This window comes from Cecembia lonarensis LW9 (genome assembly GCF_000298295.1).
Lineage (GTDB): Bacteria > Bacteroidota > Bacteroidia > Cytophagales > Cyclobacteriaceae > Cecembia > Cecembia lonarensis.
In genome coordinates, this window is record NZ_AMGM01000022.1 from 1 (window position 1) to 19,094 (window position 19,094).

Consider the following 19,094-nt stretch of genomic DNA (forward strand, 5'->3'; position numbering starts at 1 on the left):
GGAACCTGAATAGCCCGTGTAACATGCGTTTTGATCCCAGCTTGCGCCAGTGGGAAGGTGTACTGATGTTGTAATCACTTCAATCCTGAAAGGCCACCCAAAGCCATTCACATTCCAATAAACCTCATCATAGTCTTCAAAGTAGCCCAGCTGCCCCTCTGCGCTATAGCTGATTTCATAAGTATAATAGCCAGGGCTCAATTTGCTTTGCCTATCCCCTATGTAGATATTTAAATTCCCATCCTTTTTATCCGTATGGAATGGGGAACCCTGCCCATCTTTCTTTACCTCAAGGATGCTATAATCTGTTCTTACTTGTTTGTACCGATAATCAGTCCCCGAAAGAGGCAGACTTCTGACTATGCCCCGTTGGATTTGTTGACCTGCGGCATAAACTTCTATGGTTTCTGTTACCGTCAGTAAACCTGTAGTATCGATTTTGAGGTCAGCATGAAAGGAGCGGATATACTCTTCTTGGGCATACAATTGCATGCCGGCCAATAAAAAAGTAAAAGGAAAAACCTTTTCATTTAAAGTCCACCTTAGGAACTGCCCGTTCGCTCTCAGATTCCAATTCAAAAAAGGCAGATTTTTGAAACCCAAAACTATTGGCGATAACATTACTTGGGAAAGAATCTATCAGGATATTCTGATCTCTGACTGTTCCATTGTAATATCTTCTTGATCGCTCTATGTCCTGCTCCACAGCAGACAGGTCCTGTTGCATTTGTAGGAAATTGGTATTGGACTTTAAGTCAGGATAGCGTTCTGCCACCGCAAAAAGACCAGATAATGCCCTGGTCAATTGGTTTTCTGCTGCTTGTTGGTCTACTACACCACTGGCTCCCATAGCAACTGTTCTGGCCTTAGTGACACTTTCAAAGGTTTCTCTTTCATGCGATGCAAAACCTTTTACTGTTTCGATCAGATTAGGGATCAAGTCATACCTTTTCTTGAGCTGTACATCAATGCCACTCCAGGCCTCGCCAACATTGGTTCTCAATTTGATGAGCCTGTTATAAATGCCAACAACATAAAAACCAAGCGCTAAAACTACGGCTACTATAATAACTGCGGTCATAAAATAAATTTTAAGGATGAATCCTAAAAGATAGTAAATAAACCGCTTTAATTGAAGTGTTTATGTTGGAAAACGCAAATTTACTGCACCCTTTGCATCAGCTTATTGGATGGGGGATTGTTCAGGTCAATGAGGTAGCCATTGACTACCGCATACCTCAGATTACCGTTTTGTGCCAGGAAAAAATTTGGGTTTCCTCCCAATCGGATACCATTTGAAATGGTATTGGCATTTTTTAGCACAAGAAGCGGCAAATGGTGCAATTCCCGATCTGAGGCCTCCTTTACTTTTACCGCCAGGTAGCCGTCTTTTAATAGGGAAAGTGCTCTTTCTTCTGAAATTTCTGACAGATCGGTAAATGAAGGTTCAAAGACCTTTCCATCCACAACTTCCATCCCTTTCGCATCCAACTCTTCAAATCCATAAAAAATAGAAAGATCCCCCAAGTCATCTACTGCTCCAGTGACAAAATAGGAACCATGGGCATCTGCTTCTCTTCTTCTTACACCCAAGTCTATTTCATAGTTATGTCCTTCTTTTTCCAAATTGATGTTTCTTACCACTAGATCCATCAATCGGGTAAAATTGTCAGGTATTTCGTAATATTCAGCAAGTGCATATTGGGCATAACGCTGATCCGCAATTTCAATCAATGCCTGCAACATGATCAGGAAGTTCATTTTTCGGATTTCTTGTTTTTCCGGGTCATTGGGGTAACCTCCGGATTCAATTAATATGGTACTCGTTCCCCATTTTTGAAAATTGTCACCAAAGGCCCTAGGCTCAAAGTAATCATCGTATTTTCCCACATGTCCAGGTGCATATTGCTGCATGACTTTGTTCATGCCCACGATTACCTGCATGGCTTTTTGTCTTACGGTATTTACTTCAGTTTCATAATTGTAAGCAGGGGCCAATACTGAAATAGATGCGGGAGTGGAAGTCTCTCCTGCGGTGTAATAGATTTGCTGATCGTGCAGGTTGAAACCAAATTCAGGTGAAAATACATCCCTGGCATTTTTTAAGATAACTGCCTCTGGAGAAGCCAATTTAATGGCGTCCCTGTTTAAGTCTATGTCAAGGGCATTTCTACGAATCCATTGGTCCATCCCGTCTGGATTGACCATGGGGATAAAGCGCAAGGTCAATTTTTCTTTTAACTTTTCTCTGATGGTTTCCAATCCATCATTTGAACCCTCCAAAAAGTTGAAGAGGTCAAAAAGAGCCATGGTGGCCGTGCTTTCATTTCCATGCATCTGGGACCATAGCATGACCTTGGTGGGGCCATTGCCCCAGGTCATTTGATAAATTTCCTTCCCATCCACAGACTTCCCGATTGCTTCCACCTGAAAATTGTCCTTCCTGTTTTTAACCAAATGGATCACTTCTTGATACTTGAATCTTCGGTGGTCGACAGCTGTCTCCTTATAAGTTTCATAGGCTTTTTCAAGTTGGTCTAAGGCTAAATCAGATGCTTTTTCCTGGGGCCCGCAGGATAGGGTAGCTAAAAGCATACAAAGACTCAAAATGGTGCTGGTATATAAAAGCGCTAATCTTTTCATAATAGGGAATTTGGTGACAAATTATCCGCCTAAGTTAGGAACTTCAACAAAAAAATAAATTTACTTTTGTATCAAAACCAAAATAATCTCCATGAAGCTTTCCTTCTTTGTCCGTGATTTGCCATTGAAACACACCTTTACCATTGCCCATCAAAGTCGTGATGTGCAGGATACCATCATCGTCAAACTGGAAGATAATGGTCTTTTTGGTCTGGGGGAAACCACCACCAACCCTTTTTATGGGATGAAAGCAGAGAATATCATGGAGCACTTAGAGGCATCAAGGAATTTGGTCGAAAAGAGCCAATGGCAAAACCCTGAGGAACTTTGGGAGATGGGAAAAGAAATATTCCAGAACAATCCTTTTGCCCAATGTGCCCTGGATATGGCTGCATGGGATATTTTTTCCAAGAAAAAAGGCAAAAAACTCTATGAATACCTGGGCCTGAATCCCAAAGATATCCCTTTGACCAATTTTACCATAGGTATTGATTCCATTGAAAAAATGGTGGAAAAGATGAAAGAGGTGGATTGGCCTTTGTATAAAATTAAATTGGGTACAAACCATGACCTGGAAATTATCAAGGCATTGAGGAAGCATACGACTGCTACTTTCCGCATTGATGCCAATTGTGCTTGGACAGCCGAACAGGCCATTCGTTATTCTGAAGCATTGGCCAAACTCAATGTGGAATTTATGGAGCAACCCTTGGGAAAGGATGACTTGGAGGGCATGAAGGAGGTCTTTCGATATTCCAAACTTCCCGTCATTGCGGACGAAAGCTGCATTGTGGAGGCAGATGTCAAAAAGTGCCATGACCTATTTCATGGGATCAATGTGAAATTGGTAAAAGCAGGAGGGATTACCCCAGGTTTGAGAATGATCCATGAAGCCAAAACCTTGGGCATGAAAACCATGGTAGGCTGTATGACAGAATCCTCAGTGGGTATTACCGCTATTGCCCATATTGCTCCCTTGTTGGATTATGTGGATATGGATGGAGCCATGTTATTGGCCAAAGACATTGCCAAAGGAGTGGAAATCACGCCGGAAAGGGTCACTTTCCCGGAAGGTAATGGCATTGGGGCGGTTCTTTTGGATTAATAATGTAAAATTAAAAGTGATGAATGATAAGTGGAGGGTGAGGAGCTGATGTATGTTTTATTTACCTATCCAAAATTTGAAGCCTCAAAAAAGCGATCTCATCGTCCATATTCTCAAAAATCCAAATTTGTCCATCTTTTACAAAATGTTTGGTAGGCCTTTGGTTTAATTCCGGCACCAAGGATTCGGCTATCAAATTAAAATCCTGATCAAAGACGCTTAAAAAAACCTCTGCACCAAGGGCTTGATAACCCCTTCTTTCCATCATTTCTTCCCCAAACTTCTCTTTAAAAGAAAGTCTGAGGAAGCGTTGGTTTTGTTTATCCCAGTGGATAGATCCAAAATTGATGTCTTCCCTTTGCTTCCTTTCCACTTCCCATTGTTGGTTGGACTCCCCTTCTACTTCCTTGGGGGGAAGGTAGGATTTTTTGTCTCCCAATAGGGGGCCTTCCAAGTCTTTTCTATAGAGGCTGTCAATCCCTGCATCGTAAATGTAGACTTCATTGAAACAATTGTTATAAACGAGGATTTGGTTGCCTTTGGACAGGGCGTAAGCTCCTGAGCCCATAGATCCCATTTTTTGGCCATCATACAGCAGGTCGGTAGAAAAGTCCATGATTTTGTTCATATCCGGAATTTCGATCTTGCGGAAGCTTTCGTTTTGAAGGTCAAAATCCATCAGGTAATAGCTCATATCGCTCCACCGTACATAAAAACCAAAAAATCTATTGGGATCATCCGGGCTTTCAAAAATTGACATGGGATAGATATCATATTCAGAAAAATCTGCAGCTAAGAGTTTATCCAATTTCAAATCTCTGACCACTTTGGCTTCTTGGCTGAAGATTTTGTTCAGCCCATAAAACCAAGCGATGAATTGCTCATCAGCTGTAAGGGAGAAATTTGAAATAAAGTCGCCTATACCATCAGGTCCCTCTTTTTCAAATTGGATTTTCTTGACCAATACCCCTTGGTCCAAATCTATCTTTTCCATTACCGCATCGTTCCTGTTGTAATTGAAAAGATAGTGCCCATCATGTGAAATGTCGGAAAGCCATAAATTATCCCGAAGGTAAAAAAACTCTTCTCCTGCATCAATCAGAAGGGTATCCAACTTGAAGTCGAGTTGGGTAAGTGCCGCGTTATCCGAACTTTTCTTTTCCCCACAGCCAAAAAGGAGCCCACAAAACAATAGGAAACAAATATTTTTCATAGTCATGGTATTTAATTGATGGTTAATCGGATATAAGCCAATTCGTCCTCCATATTCAGGTAGAAATAAATCTGTCCATCCTTCACAAATTGAGCATGTGAAACAGTCAGTCCTAAGTCTGTCACTTCTTTTTCACCGATCAGTTCAAAGTCAGCATTCAAGATGCTGAGAAAGGTCCTGCTTTTGACTGTTTCATCTGCGATGCGGGGTAAAGCATAATAAGAAAAGCGATAGAAAACTTGGTTTTTTTCATCCCAGATTGGACGGAGAAAATTGACCTCCTCTCTGATTTTAGCGCTTACTTCTTGAATTTCTGATTGAGAAGCCACCTCATTCTTATATGTACCAGTTTTTTCATTGGGCGTCAACGTATTTTCATATCGGATAAGAATGGCTTCTTCTTCTCTTGAATCGAAGCGGTAAATGCTGTTCAGCACATTGGTGGTGAAAAGATATTGGTCATTCCATGGGCTGATACTCAGAGATGGATGGGTCATGGACCTGCTTGAGCCGTCATCTGAAGTCCAACTTACCCGAAATTTGTCCATTTTTTCAAATTCCGGAACCTCAATAAGCCTTCTTTTTTCCTGTTCAATGTCCAATTCAAGCACTTTGGCTTGTAGTTTCTTATAGTTGGAAAAAGTGCAGTAGATCTGACTGCCATCATCCGAGAAACCTATAAAAGATAAAGTACCTAAGTCCTCCATTCCTTCGGTCATCCAAGGCTCATCTAATTTAATCCTTTTGATGATATTACCTTCTGTGTCAGTAATGGCAATTCTATTGTCCCAACCTAGAAAAGCCCTATTTCCATTTCCCAATAAGAACATCAGGTAACCATTTTGGCCTACACCATTGGGGCCTTCTTTTTCTACGGGTATTTTTTCAACAAAGACCATTTTTTCCAAGTCAATCACCTCAATCTGTGAACCTTGAAAATCCCAGTAATACAAGGTTCCCAAATCTTTACTCACTGCGTGGGAATACGGACTTGTAGCTGCCATTAGGATTTCATCTCTGGAATCCACCAACACAGTGTCCATGGTAAATGTAAGATTTAAGTATTTTCCTGCTCCTTCTTCTGACCCCTTTTCCGCACATGCCCAAAAGCAAAACAGTAGCATAACAAGAGGGATAACTTTACGCAGGGGTGTATATAATCGAATCATACATCAAAAGTTTTGTTGCCAAAAGTTCAGCCAAAATGACTATCAGACCTTCAATTTAAAACTAAAAATAGAATTGACCTAATTATTTTTTATTCAACCCAATCTTAATTTTTATCAACTTCGAGATTTGAATAGAACCGACTGGATAGAGTGAACACCAATTTGTCCCTATCAAAGTTTGGAGTTGCAAATTTCAAAGAGCTCTAAAAATGGGAACCACAAAAGAAAAAAAGGTAACAAAAGTTTTGTTGGTGCTAATCGTACTCCATTAAAGAGCTATAATTGAGAAAATCCTTTTGTTGAAGTTAAATCTTTTTTCTTGAGTCTTGGGTCTTGAGTCTTGTGTCTTATGTCTTATGTCTCACCTCTTGTTTCTTTTCTAAAAAGCTTCTCCAATAAACAAATAAAAACCGCTCCCCTCTTGGGTAAAGGCGACATCAAATCGGGTATAAATGTCCTTTTTGGGGAAAAGTAAAAACCTCAAACCTCCACCTGCAGACCAAACAGCCTTGTGGATAGCGGCTTTTGAAAAATCAGGAAAAACGGTCGCTGCCCCTGCAAATATGGCAGCCCCTAAGCGATCGGTAAATCCCAAAGGTAAGGGCAGCATGCGATATTCCAATTGCGTAGCCAATTGATTTTTGTCCCTGAACCTTCCCAGGTAGTAGCCCCGCATCATGCTTTCCCCACCCATTAAGGCCAATTGGTTGAAAGGTACATCCCCACTGGTAAACTGTCCCAATAGCTGCCAGGCCAATACATTTTGTTTTCCAATTGGCCGAAATAATCTTGTGTCCAATATAATTGTGTTAAAATCAAAAGTACTCCAGGCAGGACGGTATTTCAGGTAGGCCAATTCCATAAAATTTCCTTTTCTTACATTCAGTACATTGTGTCGGTCATCATACACCAAACCCAATCCCAGACCAGTGTTCGTTGAACCCTCATTACCCAAAGGGAGTTCATAACTTGGGGCCTCTGGCGCCTCGATAAAAGCTACTCTGGAAAATCTTTGGTAATCTACCTCGAGTCCGGCATAGAGGTTTTTTCTGATTTCTCTTAAAATGCGTTCTTTGATGATGATCTGATTGGCATCAACCAAAGCCAGATACTCTTTGGGGGTATCCATGCCGATGCCATGGTAGCGCAAAGGAAAGCTTTGAATCCGGATCCGACCAAGAAAAAACCATTTGTTTTGATCGGAGTACAAAGCATGGTCAAACCAAATACCATACTGATTCTCCAAAGTAAAAAAAGTAAATCCATTGACTTCTGAAAGGCGATTGTTGGTATCATTCCTGGCATGGTACACGTATAACGAAGATAAGCCTATTTCCCAACTGGTTTCGGGGGCATAGGCCAAAGTAGGATAAATCAAAAACTGGGATTTGGCTACATCTGAAGTGTCATTAAATATGCTGTTGAGGTACCTTTTTGCCAAACTTTGGGAAAAAACGGGACCTGCCACTAAGAGTAAGCAAATAGAAAACAATAGCCTTTTTAACATGGAAACTTTAAATGCCCTTAAAAGTAAACATTCCAATCCACAGACATCCTGATTTATATAGAAAAAAGGTTTATCTGAATTTCACTACTTTGCCATGGGCTTTGGAAGTCATGTTCTGAGGGATGGAATCAGATATTTCTTTATACAGAAGTTCTACCAGTTTTTTCTTCAGAAAACTTCTGGTCAGGACAATACTTACCTCTCGGATAGGCTCCTCTCCTTCAAAGCGCCTTAACCTTGATTTTTCTTCCTCCTTTAGCTCCGATGTAGCCAATTCGGGAAGTAAGGTGATGCCCGTGTAGCGGTTGACCATATTCCTCAATCCTTCCAAGGAACCGCTTTCATAGTGAAAATTCAGTTTTTGGAATTTTGATTGATTGCAGAGGTTAATCACTTGGTCTCTGAAACAGTGGCCCTGTTGCAGCATCCACAGGTCATCCGTATTCAGGTCTTTAACGCCAATTTTTTCTTTTTTCAACAATTCATGATCCTTGGACATGTAAGCCAAGAACTTTTCATAAAAAATGGGTTTCTCCAAAATGCCGTTTTCATTCAGAGGGGTCACCACTATGCCCAGATCCAACTCATCATTTTTGAGTTTTCGGATGATTTCTTCTGTCACCGTTTCTTCTACCTGTAATTTAACATTCGGGTATTTTTCCAGAAAACTTTTGATAAAACGATGAAGCAGGTAGGGGGCAAGTGTGGGAATGATACCGATTTTGATTACTCCACTGATGTCACCTTTCAGTTGGGCGACCAATTCATAGATGCCCTTGCTTTCAGAAACCACACGTTTGGCTTGCTCAATAATCTGCGCTCCAATTTCTGTGGTGATGACGGGCATTTTGGATCGGTCAAAGAGGATCACTTCCAGTTCTTTTTCCAGTTTACTCACCTGAGCACTTAACGTGGGCTGGGTAACAAAACAGGATTCTGCGGCCTGTCCAAAATGCCGGTGTTTATCTACTGCGATGATATATTCCAATTGCTGAATCGTCATAGCTTTGTTTTACTAAGCAAAATAATCCATTTATCTGCCCAAAAGATCAGAGCCCACAAATATAAAAATCTTTTTCTTTTTATTTAGATTTGATTTAAATAATGATTAATTTCGCCACTCAAATCAACAAAACTATGTTAAAACATATCCTAAAAACAGTTGTAATTGCCTTAGGTGGCGCTCTGATGTTGGCTTGTGGAACAGGGGAAAAGCAGGAAGAAGTGAATGTTTATACCCATAGACACTATGAAGCTGACCAAAAATTATTTGATATGTTCACAGAAGAGACCGGCATTAAGGTCAATGTGGTTTCTGCTTCTGCGGACGAATTGATCCAAAAGTTGGAATTGGAAGGAGCCAATTCTCCTGCGGATGTTTTGATTACGGTAGATGCTGGTCGTCTGCACCGTGCTGAAGAAAAGGGACTGTTGCAATCAGTAAGTTCTTCTACTTTGGAAACCAATATTCCGGCAAAATTCAGGGACCCTGATGGATCTTGGTTCGGTTTAACCTACAGGGCCAGGATTTTTGCTTATAGCAAAGAGAGGGTTAATCCAGAAGAATTAAGCTCTTATGAAGCCTTGACAGAACCACAGTGGAAAGGTCGTGTATTGACCAGGTCTTCAGAAAATATTTACAACCAGTCACTTTTGGCTTCTATCATTGCAAATAACGGTGAAGAAGGTGCTCAGGAATGGGCTGCCGGTCTTCTGGCTAATATGGCAAGAGATCCGAAAGGCTCCGATAGGGATCAAGTGAAAGCAGTAGCTTCCGGTGAAGGGGATGTCGCTATCGTGAATACTTATTACATTGGCATCATGTTGAATGACGCTAATGAAGAGGAAAGAAAGGCTGCTGAAAAAATTGCCATCTTCTTCCCAAATCAGGAGGACAGAGGTACGCATATTAACATTTCCGGTGCCGGTGTGACCAAATATGCACCTAACAAAGACAATGCTATCAAACTGATCGAGTTTCTTTCTGAAGCAAAATCCCAAGAGTTTTTGGCCAACATCAATTTTGAATATCCGGTAAACCCTAACACTGAGTTTTCCGATTTGCTCAAAGCATGGGGAAGTTTCAAATCTGATGAACTGAACCTTTCTATTTTGGGAGAAAAAAACTCAGAAGCCGTGATGATTTTTGATAGGGTAGGTTGGAAATAATAAATTGATTTGAAAACAGTCAAGCAAAGTTATTACTGGTGGAATAAGTGGACTGGCTACTCTATATTGATTTTATTATTGGTAGCCACCCCCTTATTCACCATTTTCTTCAAACTATTTGATAAACCAGGAGGTAGTTGGGAGCATATTGCCAATAATCTCCTTTTTGGTTATTTTCAAAATACCATCTTTTTGCTGATTGGGGTAGCTGTACTGACTTTCCTTTTGGGGGTCAGCACCGCCTGGCTGGTTTCCAATTATGAATTTCCTGGAAGGAGGTATTTTGAATGGCTTTTGATATTGCCATTAGGTTTCCCGGGTTATATCATGGCCTACACTTATGTAGGAATCCTTGATTACACCGGCCCCATTCAGGTATTTTTGAGGAATAATTTTGACATTCAGGTCAAAGGGAGTTTGATTGATATCATGAACCTGCCGGGTGCGATATTTATACTTTCCATTACGCTTTTTCCCTATGTTTTTCTGATTACCAGATCCTCTTTTCTGCAACAATCCAAAACTTTGCAAGAGGCTTCTTTTCTGTTAGGAGCCAATAGATTCACTACGTTTTTCAAAGTGGCTTTGCCTATGGCCCGACCTGCAATAGTGGCCGGCATTGCTTTGGCAGCTATGGAAGTCCTTAACGATTATGGTACGGTCAAATATTTTGGCGTGAATACTTTCACCACTGGAATTTTCCGTGCTTGGTTTTCCATGGGTGATGCCTCTACGGCCATTTATCTGGCTGCCATTCTTATGGTATTTGTCTTTGTTATCCTTTATCTAGAATCCATACAGCGTGGTAATAGACAATATTCCTCCTCTAATGGCTCACAAAAACCAACCGCAAGGGTACATCCATCCATAGGTAAAAAACTTTTGTATTCAGCCATTTGCCTTACCATCTTTTTACTCAGCTTCCTTTTTCCTTTTCTGCAATTGCTGAATTGGGTGAGCATGACTTATCATAAAGTGGTCAATCAGGACTTCTTCCTTTTAATTTACAGAAGTTTTGGCTTGGCAGCAGTTACAGGGTTTTCTATTGTGGTTTTCTCGGTGATCCTTTTGTATGCTTTGCGCTTGAGTCCATTCAAATGGGTTAAAAATATTACCAAAGTAGCTACATTAGGTTATGCTATACCTGGAGCAGTTATAGCTGTTGGTGTTATGATTCCGTTCATCGCTTTGGACAAATGGATTTACAGTAATTTGATTACCTCACAGACTGCTGGATTGTTTTTTTCAGGAACTTTATTTGCCCTTGTTTTTGCCTATATCGTCAGGTTTATGGCAGTAGGCTATAATCCTGTGGAAGCAGGATTTCAAAAAATAGGCATCCATGTCAATGAAGCCAGCAGGCTTTTAGGTGTTAGAAGTACCAAGACCCTTTGGAAAATTGATCTTCCTCTGATCAAAACTAGTTTGGTATCCGGTATAATCCTGGTTTTTGTGGATGTATTAAAAGAATTACCCTTAACTTTGATCCTGCGTCCGTTCAACTACCAAACATTGGCCACAAAAGCCTTTGACATGGCCACGAACGAGATGATTGCCGAGTCAGCCAATGCTGCCTTGATCATCATCCTGACAGGAATTATACCCATTATATTCCTCAACAGGCTGATCAGAAAGAGAGAACTTTAGCGCTATTATAGGACACCCGGATGAGTATTTTAAGTCTCCAGCAAGTCAATAAAAAATACAATCAGGCCATAGATTTTGCCATTAACGATGTCTCCTTTGAAGTGGAGGAAGGTGAAATCTTGGCTTTGGTAGGTGAAAGTGGTTCCGGTAAAACAACCCTACTTAGACTGATTGCCGGATTGGAGCATCCCGATTCGGGTATCATTTCGCTATCAGGCCAAAAAATTGTGGAGGGGAAAAGGTCCGTGCCGGCCCATGAAAGACAGGTGGGGATGGTTTTTCAGGATTATGCCTTATTCCCTCATTTGACCATTCTGGATAATATCAAGTTTGGCCTTAAAGGCAGCAATCAAGAAGTTGAACGTGTCGCTAAAGATACCTTGAGATTGGTTGGTCTTAAAGAAGATTACACGAAATATCCGCATCAACTTTCAGGAGGACAACAGCAAAGGGTTGCTTTGGCAAGGGCTATTGCGCCCAATCCAAAAATTCTTCTAATGGATGAGCCTTTCAGTAACCTGGATGCCATGCTGAAGGATCAGATACGTGAGGAAATCCGACAGATCATCAAGAAAACGGGTATCACAGCTATTTTTGTCACTCACGACACCAAAGATGCCCTCTCAACTGCTGATCGTATTGCCATTTTGCATAAGGGTTTTTTACAGCAGATCGATATCCCTAAGGTTCTTTATGAAAACCCAGTGAACCCTTATGTGGCGAATTTCTTTGGAAAGAGAAATGAAATGGAAGCCATTCCTACGGAGGATGGTTACCACACCACATTTGGCTTCATTTCCGACTCAGAAGCTAAAAAACATAAAAATAAAGTGAAACTGCTCTTTAGGCCTGAACATGGTGAAGTGGTGCAGCGGGATGGGCAGCAACTCAGCGGAAAAATTGTCAAAATCTCCTATTTTGGAAGTCATCAGATGGTAAAATTAGCGGATGATGAGGGTAAAAGGGTTACGATACGTACCAATCCGGGGCGTTCCTTTGAAGGCATGGACAGGGCACAATTCTTTTTATGGAAGTATGATGTGGAAGAAGCTTATTAGAGACGAGACGCTAGAGACTAGAATCAAGAGCCAAGGAAAAAGGCAAAAGTAAAAAGGGAAAGTGACCTATTAAACAACTTGTCCCATGCATTGGGGATAAATTGGCGACACCAAGCCTTTTTATAACCAGACAGTTGGCTCTTGGAAAACTATTTCTACTATGTTTTGGGTTGAAAAAATTCGCCACATAGAACATAGAATACATAGCAGGGCAGCAGCAAACCTTTATTTTTAAAATCAACAGGTTGATACAGGAGAAGCTATGTGTGCTATCTTCTCCTAAGTGGTTAAATACTACAAACACTGATGCTTAATTCCGGTTTAAATGTTTTCTTTTCTGTGGTTCTGAACTTATGACACCCCTGCATACACAATCATTCCCAATCCTAGAATAAAAAGCAAAAACATCCCTGAAAGCAATAAATTGGTGCCTTTTGGGGCGTTTTTGAATTCCCGCCAGATAAACACACCCCAGAAAGCTGCCACCATGGTAGCCCCCTGCCCGAGGCCATAAGAGATGGCTGGTCCTGCTTTTTCAGCAGCAATGATGCTAAAGGACATGCCCACGCACCAGATAATTCCTCCCAAAATACCTACCAAATGGACCATAGGCCTTCCTTTAAAATAATCGGCAGCATACAATTTCTCCCCTTCTATGGGTTTTTTCATTAAAATGGTATTGAATACGAAATTGCTCATCAGGATACCAATCGAAAAAACAAAGACAGCCCCATAAGGGGTAAATTTTCCTCCTTCAGGATTGCTGAAATCCAAAGACATGGACTGGGCGACAAAAAAGTAGAAGAAAGACATCAGAAATCCCCCAATCAATGCCAAGATCAAACCTATTTTTGGGTTTTTTCGGTCTTTTTGGGCCAATTTTTTATAAGCCATGGCATCCATAACAATGGCAATGACTACTAAAATTACTCCTGTAAACAAGAGAAAGGGGTCCCCCTTTTGGGTAGCAAAATAGTTGACGATTACCCCCAAAACCAAAGCCAAGCCTATGCCTACCGGGAAAGCCACTGACATGCCAGCGTAAGCAATAGCCGCCACAATCAAAATGTTGGCCAGGTTAAAGATAACGCCCCCAATAAAAGCCAAGGAATAGCTCTTTCTATCAGCTTGAAATAAATCCTCTGTAAAGTTCCTTCCAGCCTCACCTGTGCTTCCTAAGGTATATCCAAAAATCAAGGCCAAAAGGAAAATGCCGATTACATAATCCCAATAAAAAAGTTCGAAGCGCCAACTGCTGCCTGCCAGCTTTTGGGTATTGGCCCAGGAACCCCAGCACAACATGGTGATGATGCAAAATAGGACTGCTATGGAATAAGATTCAATGATATACATGGCTATGGTTGTTTTGGTGAGACGAGTTGATAGTTTTCCAAAGTGTAATAGAAGTCCTGAATGACCGCATCTTTGTCAAAATTTTCCCAAACGATCATCTTTCTTGGATTATTTGGCCTTTCTTCCCATTCATTGTCAATAAGTATCGGTGCGGGTATTTCCTTTTGCTCTCCCCAATTTGGGTTTTTAAGAATGGCAGCAGCCACCATATCAAATAATGCTCGGGCAGGAGGGTCAGAGTAATAGTCAATATGCTCAAAGAGACTGACCGCATAATCTCCAAAATTGTAAAATTCGCCTCCATGTCTTCCAATGATGGGAGTATCAATTTTAGGCCCCATGCCTGGCATTTTTTCATTGATTTCTGCTTGGGTAACTTTTACCGCATCGGTTCCACTAGGGTCCCCATACCTCACGGTCACCATTTCGAAAGGAACCTGGGTATTCAACACATAATTCATCGACACGGTATCATTGTCCTGATTGTATTCTCCAGGTTTGGGATAATTGGAACCCAACCATACCACCCGCATTTTGGAAGCGATGGCAGGGTCTTTTTCCAAAGCCAAGGCCACATTGGTCAATTTACCCACAGCCAATAAAATGAGCTCTTGCTCATGGGCTAAGTTGGCCTGCTCAATGATAAAATCCACACCTGCTTTTCCATCAAAATCGGCTTCCTGAACATTAGGCCGTATGGTCTCAAAATTGCCATCTGCGCCCTTAAATAAAGGGATTTGCCCATAACGCTGTCCAAGCTTCAGGATCCGTTTGGCTTCTTCATACTGTTCATCTATGTTGCCCCCACTTCGTGTCGCATTGACCGTAACACCTTCCAGGTCAAAGGTAGGCCCATTCACTAAAAGGTACATCAGGGCAAACTGATCATCCAATTCGTTATTGGCATCGGTATCATAGATCAAGCGGATTTTGGATTTTACGTCGGTTTCTTCTTCAGCCACTTTTTTCTCCAGATTGACAAGAGAAAATAATAAGCATCAAACCAAGGAGGGAATAAGTCCAGTTTTTCATAGGCGGAGAGGTTTTTATAGGTTATTGGGATTGTATGATAACTCTTCGGTAACTGACCAATGAGGGCGTTCCATGGTCTTTTACTTCCAGAATCAGATGGATGGCCTTATCATCCAAATCTTCTGGAATTTTGATTTCCTGTATAGCTTGCGTAGGTTCGGAGATTTGAAAATTTCCGTTGTAAGTATCTGCAAGCTCGTATCGAAACCAGTTAAAACTTACGGTATCGCCATCCAGATCTCTGGAAAGGGAGGCATCTAGTTTTATCGTATCTCCAGCTTTACCCTGAATATGGAGGACCTGTTTGGATTGGTCTCCATTGACAATGGCAACCGGTTCTTTGTTGACTTCCCAAGACTCTTTGACGGACCAAAGAAGGCGGTTTTTGAAGCTGTTGGTAACTGCCTCATCCCATCGACTGAGTTCCTTCTGATCAATATCACAGGTGTAGTAATAATTATCTGGGAATCCGTCTCCCATAGCTTGGAACCTAGATCCCCAACTCCCTTGTGTAGGGTCCAAAGGATCATTCAGACCAAAAGCAGCACTCAATAAATAAAAGTACGAGGGGCTGTCCCCTTCACCTCCATTGTCGTAAATCTCAGACATGGGGCCATGACCATTTACCTCATCGGGTCCTATTGGCTTCCTCCAATTTGGGTCCCTACTCCAGACATAATGCCAAAAATGCCCATTGTCATACAAGACCATACCAAAATCCACCGGAGTCTCTCCATAAGTAGGAATGGCTGTTCCAAAATCCGCACAGGTTTCTTCCTGCATTTTGACAAAATCTGCAAAAAACTCAAAAGAAATGTCCTGGAACAATATCCCAAATAAGTGCAACTTCGGGAGCAGTTGCTTGAATTTTTCATGCCCATGTTTTTCTCTGAACCGGTGCAGGGCCTGAACAAAGGTGATGGTTCCTCCCCAAGCCTGAATAAAGATGGGACGTTCATCGTCCTTTTCAAAAACACTAACCAAAAAATCACTGCCCTCTGAATCCTTGGGTTCTCCATGAGGGGTCAACCCTTCCCCGATCCAATCATGATAGTAAACAGAATCCCATGAACTCGTCACATACCTATCTGCAATATTGTTGGAAAATTCCAAGGTATTGGTCAGCCAGATGATGGGAATAGCCCCCCTTCCCCGCTTGGTCACTGACAGTATTTCCTCATAGGATGGCAGATCAGGATCATGTTTTCGTAATTGAGACAGTTCCTCCCTGTAAGCTTCCAATATGCCCATTCCTTTATTCCATGGTCCCGGGTCATCATGGTTGAAATCTGGCAATTGATTGGTGATGATCATGGCTTCCAAGTCAAATAGTGACCCATAATACAGGTGCCGGATCAGGGAGTTACCATCATCATGGGTCATATCGGTCAAAATGACCGTCCTGAACTTTTCCGATGCAACCGCCTTTTCTTGAACCGTTTTTGGTTGACAAGCCCAAAAAAACATTCCTACAAGGAAGGTCATGAGTGTTTGGATGGGGTAAGTAAAGGTTGAATCTTTAGTCATTTTTTATTGATAAGCCATTTCATCATTGATTATAAAGGGTACAAAGGTCAATAATAGGTTTGATTCCCCGGAGCTGTATTGGAGTAGATGATCAGCGCGTTGACAACTAATTGATAGCCTTCCGGGAAATCTCTGGGAACCAAGCGGATTTCATGCGCTTGTTCGGGCAGTTCATAGTTCCAATAGACTTCATGCTTCCGGAGGTTTTGCCGGGTAGGCATCACTACAGTTTCCATCAAAGTATCATTTAGATACACATCTAGGCTGAGTTCATAATCAGGAAGATTGCGATTTTTCTTTTCTACCCTACCGCTAACCACCACAGCCGATCCTGTAAATTTTTCTTTGAATGCTTCTTTTCCCGGACCAAATCCGCTCCACAAATCACCCCATGTTTTGGAAATCCTTTTTACGGGATACAGGCCTTGAAAAGATTCCTCAAAGCGAACGGGTTGTACTTTTTGGTACTTGATTTCCACTTGCTCATCGGCTATTTTACCACCATTCCTTTCTATCATTTGTAAGGCATGACCATAGCCTATTTCATAAACATCCAATAAGGATATATCTGTGTAAGCAAATTTTTTACTTTCCACCTTGTCAAGACCTTGTTTCCAGTAATCTGGAATATTGCTGTAGCCCATCATCGTTCCAAGGATTCCTGCTGCATTGGAGGGGTTACAATCTGAATCGTAGCCCGCCCGCGTGCTGATGTCAATGGTTTTACCATAATCTCCATCTCCGTACAATAAACCCAATACAATATAGGCCGCATTGACGCTGGCATCTATGTTAAAGGCTTTGAAAACACCATCGGGGCAACCCTTTTCAGCCGTCCATTTTTTTTGGATTTCAAACCAGGTCCGCTTCCAGTCATCGGGGTACATTTGATGCCATTGGATCACATCGGCAATGGTTTTATAAAATCTGCTTTCTTGGGGAATGGCTTTCAGCGCTTCTCTGACTACAAACTGGATATCATCACTGATAAAAGCTTGGGAATACATGGCGGCCACAAAAACACCTCCATACCAACCATCTCCGTAATTCATGATATGTGCAATAGGGTCGGTGATTGCTGATGCAGCATTGATCATCCCAGGGGACATCAGACCGGCAAAGTCTGCTTCAATCTGGAAATCAATATCATCCGCATGGGGATTGTTTTTCCAATGTCCTGAGGCAGGAGGCATCATGCCGTTCAGAATATTATAACGTGCCGCTTGATTGGCATGCCACAAAGGATATTCGGAATTGGCAAATGCCCTCGCATGCAATTCTGCAGGAGCATCCAGCCCATGTTCTTCGAATACCTGCACAAAAGTCAAGTCCATGTAAACGTCATCGTAGAGTCCTGGAGAATTTTCGAACCACCAGAGCATTTGATTTTCATCCCAAGGTATAGGAACATGGTCACCGATCATGGTACCGTTCCATTGGAATTCAGTAGGTCCACCATAAGTACATCCAATGACCTGTCCTGCCCAACCCCCCATAATTTTATCTTTTAGGTTGGCCTTGCCCATTCGGATAATTTCACCGTCTTGAAAGATTTTTTCTGTTGATTTTTCTGTGCTGCAGTTGAACAGCATCAAAGAAATGGCTAAAGCAATGGGTACTTTCAAATGGTTTTTCATAGGCTGGCGGGTTATTGGAAAGGGTTTATTTCATGCATATGTGGAATGGAAGTCTGGGCACCCATCCGTTGTACTGATAGGGTAGCTGCTTTAAGTGCAAACTTTACGGCATATACCAAGTCCTTGCCTTCACCAAGGGCCACGGTCAGTGCGCCATTAAATGTGTCTCCGGCAGCGGTGCTGTCTATGGCAGTTACTTTATCTGTTGGAAGGACACCTTCAAAGTTGTTGGTGTGCAAGTAAGCACCTGATGCCCCCATGGTGATGATGACATGTTGCACGCCTTTCTGAAGAAAATATTGGGCTGCTTTTTTGGCGCTGGCTTCATCATGCACTTTGACCCCTGTTAGGAATTCCGCTTCTGTTTCATTGGGGCTGATCAAAAAAAGCTTTGATAAAAGTTCATCGGACAAAGGACCTGCCGGTGCTGGATTGAGAATGATCCTCTTTCCCAAGGCTGAACCCAAATTTACGGTAGCCAGGACTGTTTCCATGGGGATTTCCAGTTGGAGCAAAATCATATCCGCCGCTTCAAAGGCCCTTCTGCCTTTATCCAAGTCATCAGGGAGGAGTTGATGGTTGGCACCGGGTGCTACGATGATGGTGTTTTCTCCATATTTATCTACGGTAATAAGGGCTACTCCAGAGGGTATCTCCGGAATTTGACCAATAAATTGACAATCAATCCCTTCATTTTGATAGTTGAACAGGTTTTGCTGTCCAAAAATATCCTGGCCCAGTTTGCTTATAAAGCATACCTCCCCACCTAAGCGGGCAGCGGCAACTGCCTGATTGGCCCCTTTGCCTCCTGGGATTAAGGAAAATTCTCCTCCAATAATGGTTTCTCCTGGGGCTGGGAAATGGTCAGACTGTATGACCATGTCCATATTGGCACTGCCAATGACGAGGATTTTGGGTTTTGGGGACATACCTTATATCTGATCTAAAAGCCTTTTATCAAAGGGAAGACTTTGGAGTTTGAATTTTGGGAGGTGAAATTTTTATCACAAGTGATTTTGAAGTAATATTATACT

The 19,094-nt window shown here is 41.9% G+C and carries 16 protein-coding genes; 4 read left to right on the top strand and 12 right to left on the bottom strand.

Annotated features, from left to right (window positions below):
- The 3 genes from B879_RS08710 to B879_RS08720 form a co-directional block, all read right to left on the bottom strand.
- A partial coding sequence (locus B879_RS08710; protein ID WP_238542109.1) for a DUF2207 domain-containing protein occupies positions 1-579 on the bottom strand: 579 nt, incomplete at its 3' end.
- Positions 527-1,081, bottom strand: coding sequence for a LemA family protein (locus B879_RS08715; protein WP_009184801.1), 555 nt, complete (start codon positions 1,079-1,081; stop codon positions 527-529). The genes B879_RS08715 and B879_RS08710, both read right to left, overlap by 53 nt.
- An 80-nt stretch (positions 1,082-1,161) precedes the next feature.
- Positions 1,162-2,643 carry a M14 family metallopeptidase gene (locus B879_RS08720; protein WP_009184802.1) on the bottom strand — a complete coding sequence of 494 codons (1,482 nt, stop codon included), beginning with the start codon at positions 2,641-2,643 and terminating at the stop codon, positions 1,162-1,164.
- A 91-nt stretch (positions 2,644-2,734) separates the two neighbouring features.
- On the opposite strand from B879_RS08720, the gene B879_RS08725 reads away from it, so the two are divergent.
- A complete protein-coding gene (locus B879_RS08725; protein WP_009184803.1) occupies positions 2,735-3,748 on the top strand; it encodes a dipeptide epimerase in 1,014 nt (337 codons plus the stop codon).
- Positions 3,749-3,809: 61 nt separating this feature from the next.
- Here B879_RS08725 and B879_RS08730 read toward each other — a convergent pair whose 3' ends face one another.
- From B879_RS08730 to B879_RS08745, 4 genes are all read right to left on the bottom strand, one after another.
- Complete coding sequence (locus tag B879_RS08730) at positions 3,810-4,961, bottom strand: DUF4221 family protein (RefSeq protein WP_009184804.1); 1,152 nt, start codon at positions 4,959-4,961, stop codon at positions 3,810-3,812.
- Positions 4,962-4,972: 11 nt separating this feature from the next.
- Positions 4,973-6,130 (bottom strand): DUF4221 family protein, encoded by a 1,158-nt coding sequence (locus B879_RS08735; protein ID WP_157231570.1) that lies wholly within the window; start codon positions 6,128-6,130, stop codon positions 4,973-4,975.
- A 379-nt stretch (positions 6,131-6,509) separates the two neighbouring features.
- A complete protein-coding gene (locus B879_RS08740; RefSeq protein ID WP_009184806.1) occupies positions 6,510-7,637 on the bottom strand; it encodes a BamA/TamA family outer membrane protein in 1,128 nt (375 codons plus the stop codon).
- A gap of 70 nt (positions 7,638-7,707) precedes the next feature.
- Positions 7,708-8,640 carry a hydrogen peroxide-inducible genes activator gene (locus B879_RS08745; protein WP_009184807.1) on the bottom strand — a complete coding sequence of 311 codons (933 nt, stop codon included), beginning with the start codon at positions 8,638-8,640 and terminating at the stop codon, positions 7,708-7,710.
- Positions 8,641-8,741: 101 nt separating this feature from the next.
- On the opposite strand from B879_RS08745, the gene B879_RS08750 reads away from it, so the two are divergent.
- The 3 genes from B879_RS08750 to B879_RS08760 are packed head-to-tail and all read left to right on the top strand — an operon-like array spanning position 8,742 to position 12,511.
- Positions 8,742-9,806, top strand: coding sequence for a Fe(3+) ABC transporter substrate-binding protein (locus B879_RS08750; RefSeq protein ID WP_009184808.1), 1,065 nt, complete (start codon positions 8,742-8,744; stop codon positions 9,804-9,806).
- A 9-nt stretch (positions 9,807-9,815) separates the two neighbouring features.
- Positions 9,816-11,453: an ABC transporter permease gene (locus B879_RS08755; protein WP_009184809.1), complete on the top strand. Its 1,638-nt coding sequence runs from the start codon at positions 9,816-9,818 to the stop codon at positions 11,451-11,453.
- 20 nt (positions 11,454-11,473) lie between these two features.
- Positions 11,474-12,511, top strand: coding sequence for an ABC transporter ATP-binding protein (locus B879_RS08760; protein WP_009184810.1), 1,038 nt, complete (start codon positions 11,474-11,476; stop codon positions 12,509-12,511).
- A 351-nt stretch (positions 12,512-12,862) separates the two neighbouring features.
- On the opposite strand, the gene B879_RS08765 is transcribed toward B879_RS08760, so the two are convergent.
- The 5 genes from B879_RS08765 to rbsK all read right to left on the bottom strand — a co-directional run bounded on the left by B879_RS08765 (position 12,863) and on the right by rbsK (position 18,989).
- A complete protein-coding gene (locus B879_RS08765) occupies positions 12,863-13,864 on the bottom strand; it encodes a GRP family sugar transporter (RefSeq protein ID WP_009184811.1) in 1,002 nt (333 codons plus the stop codon).
- A 2-nt stretch (positions 13,865-13,866) separates the two neighbouring features.
- Complete coding sequence (locus B879_RS08770; RefSeq protein WP_009184812.1) at positions 13,867-14,826, bottom strand: nucleoside hydrolase; 960 nt, start codon at positions 14,824-14,826, stop codon at positions 13,867-13,869.
- A gap of 91 nt (positions 14,827-14,917) precedes the next feature.
- The gene (locus B879_RS08775; protein ID WP_009184813.1) at positions 14,918-16,423 is read right to left on the bottom strand and encodes a nucleoside hydrolase-like domain-containing protein; all 1,506 of its coding nucleotides are present in this window, start codon (positions 16,421-16,423) and stop codon (positions 14,918-14,920) included.
- A gap of 47 nt (positions 16,424-16,470) precedes the next feature.
- Positions 16,471-18,060: an ADP-ribosylglycohydrolase family protein gene (locus tag B879_RS08780; RefSeq protein WP_009184814.1), complete on the bottom strand. Its 1,590-nt coding sequence runs from the start codon at positions 18,058-18,060 to the stop codon at positions 16,471-16,473.
- Positions 18,061-18,071: 11 nt separating this feature from the next.
- On the bottom strand, positions 18,072-18,989 hold the full coding sequence (gene rbsK, locus B879_RS08785) for a ribokinase (protein ID WP_009184815.1): 918 nt from the start codon (positions 18,987-18,989) through the stop codon (positions 18,072-18,074).
- Between the last annotated feature and the right edge of the window lie 105 nt (positions 18,990-19,094).

Bases quoted from the DNA above. Each gene is read 5' to 3' on its own strand.
- B879_RS08730 (WP_009184804.1), bottom strand. From the start codon at position 4,961: ATGAAAAATATTTGTTTCCTATTGTTTTGTGGGCTCCTTTTTGGCTGT.
- rbsK (WP_009184815.1), bottom strand. From the start codon at position 18,989: ATGTCCCCAAAACCCAAAATCCTCGTCATTGGCAGTGCCAATATGGAC.
- B879_RS08745 (WP_009184807.1), bottom strand. From the start codon at position 8,640: ATGACGATTCAGCAATTGGAATATATCATCGCAGTAGATAAACACCGG.
- B879_RS08715 (WP_009184801.1), bottom strand. From the start codon at position 1,081: ATGACCGCAGTTATTATAGTAGCCGTAGTTTTAGCGCTTGGTTTTTAT.
- B879_RS08720 (WP_009184802.1), bottom strand. From the start codon at position 2,643: ATGAAAAGATTAGCGCTTTTATATACCAGCACCATTTTGAGTCTTTGT.
- B879_RS08735 (WP_157231570.1), bottom strand. From the start codon at position 6,130: ATGATTCGATTATATACACCCCTGCGTAAAGTTATCCCTCTTGTTATG.
- B879_RS08765 (WP_009184811.1), bottom strand. From the start codon at position 13,864: ATGTATATCATTGAATCTTATTCCATAGCAGTCCTATTTTGCATCATC.
- B879_RS08750 (WP_009184808.1), top strand. From the start codon at position 8,742: ATGATTAATTTCGCCACTCAAATCAACAAAACTATGTTAAAACATATC.
- B879_RS08775 (WP_009184813.1), bottom strand. From the start codon at position 16,423: ATGACTAAAGATTCAACCTTTACTTACCCCATCCAAACACTCATGACC.
- B879_RS08760 (WP_009184810.1), top strand. From the start codon at position 11,474: ATGAGTATTTTAAGTCTCCAGCAAGTCAATAAAAAATACAATCAGGCC.
- B879_RS08725 (WP_009184803.1), top strand. From the start codon at position 2,735: ATGAAGCTTTCCTTCTTTGTCCGTGATTTGCCATTGAAACACACCTTT.
- B879_RS08780 (WP_009184814.1), bottom strand. From the start codon at position 18,060: ATGAAAAACCATTTGAAAGTACCCATTGCTTTAGCCATTTCTTTGATG.
- B879_RS08740 (WP_009184806.1), bottom strand. From the start codon at position 7,637: ATGTTAAAAAGGCTATTGTTTTCTATTTGCTTACTCTTAGTGGCAGGT.